Raw genomic sequence first — 4,501 nt, forward strand, 5'->3', positions numbered from 1 at the left:
GTTCCGCACCCAGGGCAGGCGAGGGCGCCGTTGAGGTGCCTGCGGCACGGGTGGCAGTAGTCCATGAGGCATGGAGGCTAAGTGCCGCGCCGCCGACTGCGGAAGCCGCCGCTGTGAAAGTTGTGTGCGAAATCAAAAACGGCCGCACGGCGGCGTTGTCAGTGGCGGGAGGCATGATCGGGGGCATGACGCGGAACTCTTCGGGCGCGCTGCGTGCCCTTGCCCATGCGCACCTTCCCTCCGACGTGGCCGAGCGGTGGCTCGGGTTGCTGCGGCCCGGCATCCGGCTCGCCCCGGCGGGCGGGGACGACGCGGTGGTGGGGCAGTTGGGCGGGGAGCCCAAGCTTCCGGATGACGTGGAGTGGCCGGAGTGGGAGGGGCACGGCCCGCTGTCGTTCGTCGCGTCGGTGGACTGCGCGGCGCTGCCCGCTGGGGCGCTCGACGTGCCGTTCCCGGCGGCGGGGACGCTCGCCTTCTTCTACTTCGACGGCCAACTGGACGACGGGGAGGCGGTGGTGGACGTGGCCGACGATCCCTCCAGAGCGGGCGCCCGCGTCGTCTACGCCCCCGCGGGCACGCCCCTGACCGAGCGGGCGACGCCGGAGGAGCTGGACGCCTACCCCCATGTACCGCTCACCGCGCGCGTGGAGGCGACGGTGGCGGAGCCGACGCATCCTCAGGTCCAGCGGGTCTTCGCGCCCGACGCCGAGCCCTTCCAGGATTACGAACACCCGGTGTGCTCCGAGGCGTTCACGGACGCCCTGTGGGAGTACGGCGAAGTGGCGGGCCATCAGCTCGGCGGCACACCGCAGTCGGTACAGGGTCCCGTCGAGGCGGAGGTGGCGCGTGCGGCGCTGGGCCCGGGGACGAGCTGGGACGACCCCCGGCTCGTCGAGGAGATGCGGGAGTGGCTGCTGCTCGCCCAGTTCGACTCGGACGACGCGGCGGACATGATGTGGGGCGACACGGGCTGCCTCTACTGGCTCATACGCCCCAAGGACCTCGCCGAACTCCGCTTCGACCGGGCCCTGTTCACCTGGCAGTGCTGCTGAGCGCGGGGCAGTACTGCTGAGCGCCGGGCAGGTCCCGCCCACCCGGCAGCGCTGCTGACCGGCCGCGCCCGCAGCCAGCTCCGCGTGCGCGAGGCGCCGGGGGCCCGTCCGGCTCCGGCTCCGGCTCCGGCTCCGGCTCCGGCGGATCATGCCGCGAGACGCGGGAGCTGGCCCCCAGACCGACAGGCGGCCGCCACCCGAGCGCAACCCCGCCCGCCGGACAGGCGGCCGCCATCGGAGCGCGCGACCTGATCCGCCGGGCAGACGGCCGCCACCCATACGCGACCCGACCCGCCCGACAGACTGCCGCCACCCGAACACGACCCTCGGCCAGCCGGGCAGGCAGCCGTCACCGGAGCGCACCCCGATCCGCCGGACAGGCGACCGTCACCCCAGCGCAACCTCATCCGCCGGACAGGCGGCCATCACCGGAGCGCGACCTGATCCGCCCGATAGGCCTCCGTCATCGGAGCGCGACCCGACCCGCCCGACAGGCGGCAGCCACCCAAACGCACCCCCACCCGTCGGCCAGGCCTAGGACAGCCCTACGCCCGTCCCAGCAATCCCCTCAGCCTCCGTGCCCTCAGGACCAGTTCCAGTTCGAAGCGGCGGTCGGGGTCGTCGACCTCGTCGCCCCATAGCTCCCTTATCTGGCGCAGGCGGTAGCGGACCGTCTGGGGGTGGACCCCTAGGCGGGCCGCCACCTCGGGGGCGCCGCCGCGGGTCTCCAGCCAGGCAAGCAGGGTCTCAGCGAGGCGGCGGCCGTGGGCGGGGCCGCAGTGGTCCAGGGGGGCCAGGCAGCGGCGGGCCAGGTCCTCGATCAGCTCCTCGGGCTGGAGGAGCACCAGCGCCTCGGTGTGCTCGGTGCAGTGCAGGACCTCACCGGAAGGCAGCAGTCCGCGCTCCATGAGCCGCACCGCCGCCTCCGCCCAGCGCAGCGACTTCGCCGCGTCGGCGAGCGGCACGGGCGGGCCGATGGCGCCGGACCAGCCGGTCATGGCGCGGCGCAGCAGTTCGGGGCGCCCGGCCGCCTCGGGGTCGGGCACGACCATGCGGGGCTGCTCTGCCTCCATGTCGAGCAGGACGCCCTCCCCGACGGCGGGCGCCACGGCCTCCGGGGCGGGACGCAGCAGCACGCCCACGGCGACACGGTCCGGCAGCTGCCAGCCGACCCGGGCGGCCCGCTCCCCGAGGGCGTTGCCGAAGGGGGCGCCCGGTGCGGCCGAGGGGCCGGAGCCGTGGCCGGACGCGGCGCCCCCGGTGGATTCGGCGCGCCGCTCCGAGAGCAGCAGCTCCATCAGCTTGCGCTGCAGCCGCAGCCGCTCGCCCGCCTCCCGGGCGGCGGCCTCGGCGTAGCCGCGTACGGACTGGTCGACAAGGCCGTCCAGGTACTCGAAGCCCGACTCGGCGAGTTCGTACATGGCCGGGGGCGGGATGTCGATCTGCTGGCCGATCTCGGCGAGGCGGCGCCAGGCGAGGCGTACGCCGAGGCGGTAGATCGCCTGGAGCGAGTCGAGGCTGCGGCCGTGCAGCCCCTCGCCGCGCCCGAATTCCTGGAAGACCTCCAGGTGGTAGCGGGGCCGCCCTTCCTGGGACGCCAGCTGCTGCACGAAGCCTTCGAGGGCGCGCCGTATGCCGACCAGCGCCATGGGCTCGCCCGAGTCGTCGAGGACGACGGGCAGCCCGGGGTACTCGGCCCGGATCTCGCGCAGGATGTCCTGGGCGAGGGAGGGCACCTCCTCCAGGGCGAGCGCGGCGAACCGCCGCACCTGCCGGGGCGGCACGTCCCGCCAGGCCGAGCGCGCCGGGGCAGGGCTCTGACCCCCGGTGGGGACGGCCCCGGCGGCTTCGGTGGGCTGGATGTCGGTCGCGGCCACGGTGGCTCACTGACCCCGCGACGGCGTGTCGTAGTGGACCAGCGGCGTGTTGGGCTGCTCCGGTGTGGCGTCGAGGAGCGCGACGATGCCGAGGGCGGCGCCCACGGCGAGCAGCGCCCCGGCGGCGACGGTGAGTGATGCGGCGAGCAGTCGGTGCATGGCGAGGGCCAGCCTCTCTGTCGGAGGTCGTCCCCACCCTGGGCACGCAGGCGGCCATGACCACGCGCTGTCGGTCATGAATGTCCTGGTCGCACAGTCCCGGCCGGCCCCGTCCGGCAAGGGCCCAGTCTCTGCATCCATTGACACCTAGTCAAGGGTCGGCCTACGGTCCCCGCCCATACATACGGCTCGGTAACACTTCTCCCGCCCTTAGCCCAGGAGTGCCCCATGCGCCGCACCACCTCGCCATTTTCCCTGGTCATTCTCGGTATTGGCGCGTTTCTTCTGGTCCTGGCCCCGATGTTGGCCTGGTACGTGGAGCCACGCGCGAAACGCACACCGACCGACATCGACACCATCACCGTCTTCAAAGGCAAAGGCAGCTATTTCGACACAAAGAAGATCAAAACGGTTCATGACAGGAACCTCACCATCACCCGCCAGGTGCGCGGTGATGTCGCCGAGAGCGAGAAGAGCGGGCGTGCCGTCTGGGACGTGTCGACCTCCGTCGACCCGGACAAGTCGCTGCCCGCGGCCAGCCCGCACGACTCGCTCCAGTGGACGGTGGAACGCTGGGTCACCGACCGGAAGACGAACAAGCCGGTGCACTGCTGCGACGAGAAGCCGTACTTCGAGGGCGAGGCGTACCTGAAGTTCCCCTTCGACGTCGAGAAGCGTTCCTATCGCTGGTGGGACAGCACGCTCGGCGCGACCGTGCCGCTCCAGTACCGGGGCACGAAGAAGATCCAGGGGTACGAGGGCTACCGCTTCACGGGCACCGTGAAGGCCGCCAAGGTCGGCACCCGCCAGGTGCCGGGTCGTTTGGTCGGCCAGCCCAAGAAGAGCCAGGTCATCGCCGATGAGATGTACGCCAACCACGGCATCGAGCTGGTCGCCGACCCGCGCACCGGCCGGATCATCTACGCGGCCATCGGCCCCCGCAAGACGCTGCGCGCACCGGGCTCCGACAAGGACGCGACGGTGCTGCTCGACAGCGAGCGCATCGCCTTCACCCCGGCGACGCAGAAGGCCCAGGTGAAGCTCGCCAAGGACGACAGCGACCGTCTTGAGCTGGTCGGCGAGACCCTGCCGGTGGCCGCGGGCGCCCTGGGCGCGGCGCTCGCCGCGGCCGGGATCGTCCTGGTCGTACGAGGGCGCAGGACCGACGGGGCGAACGGCCCCGGCGGGCACGACGGCCAGGGTGGGCACGACGGCCACGGGGGCCACGGCGGCCCCGGCGGCTCGGCGGAACCCGGAAGTCCGAATGCTGAGCCGTCCCGAAGCGCCCTGCACCCCAGCACGATGTGATGAGGCGTCAGCTCGAAATGGCGCGGAAATTGTCACCTCGGTGAGTAGACCCGCGGTAAGGGGCAGCGAAAACTAACCACCCCCACCCGAGCACAGTCCCCGCAC

5 protein-coding genes are annotated in these 4,501 nt (G+C 72.4%); 2 read left to right on the top strand and 3 right to left on the bottom strand.

Annotated elements, in window-relative coordinates; all coding sequences use genetic code 11:
• On the bottom strand, window positions 1-65 hold a 65-nt coding region (locus tag GKQ77_RS34245; RefSeq protein ID WP_443728928.1), incomplete at its 3' end, for an SCO2400 family protein.
• Window positions 66-185: 120 nt separating this feature from the next.
• On the opposite strand from GKQ77_RS34245, the gene GKQ77_RS28195 reads away from it, so the two are divergent.
• Window positions 186-1,052 carry a YwqG family protein gene (locus GKQ77_RS28195; RefSeq protein ID WP_219691748.1) on the top strand — a complete coding sequence of 289 codons (867 nt, stop codon included), beginning with the start codon at window positions 186-188 and terminating at the stop codon, window positions 1,050-1,052.
• A 545-nt stretch (window positions 1,053-1,597) separates the two neighbouring features.
• Here GKQ77_RS28195 and GKQ77_RS28200 read toward each other — a convergent pair.
• Together GKQ77_RS28200 and GKQ77_RS28205 are read right to left on the bottom strand one after the other, a co-directional pair.
• Window positions 1,598-2,914: a PucR family transcriptional regulator gene (locus GKQ77_RS28200; RefSeq protein WP_219691750.1), complete on the bottom strand. Its 1,317-nt coding sequence runs from the start codon at window positions 2,912-2,914 to the stop codon at window positions 1,598-1,600.
• A gap of 21 nt (window positions 2,915-2,935) precedes the next feature.
• Window positions 2,936-3,088, bottom strand: coding sequence for a hypothetical protein (locus GKQ77_RS28205; RefSeq protein WP_164551729.1), 153 nt, complete (start codon window positions 3,086-3,088; stop codon window positions 2,936-2,938).
• Window positions 3,089-3,316: 228 nt separating this feature from the next.
• On the opposite strand from GKQ77_RS28205, the gene pgfA reads away from it, so the two are divergent.
• Window positions 3,317-4,396 carry a cell envelope lipid trafficking protein PgfA gene (gene pgfA / locus GKQ77_RS28210; RefSeq protein ID WP_219691749.1) on the top strand — a complete coding sequence of 360 codons (1,080 nt, stop codon included), beginning with the start codon at window positions 3,317-3,319 and terminating at the stop codon, window positions 4,394-4,396.
• Window positions 4,397-4,501 lie beyond the last annotated feature (105 nt).

Origin of the sequence: Streptomyces anatolicus, from assembly GCF_019400875.1 — a bacterium.
Lineage (GTDB): Bacteria > Actinomycetota > Actinomycetes > Streptomycetales > Streptomycetaceae > Streptomyces > Streptomyces anatolicus.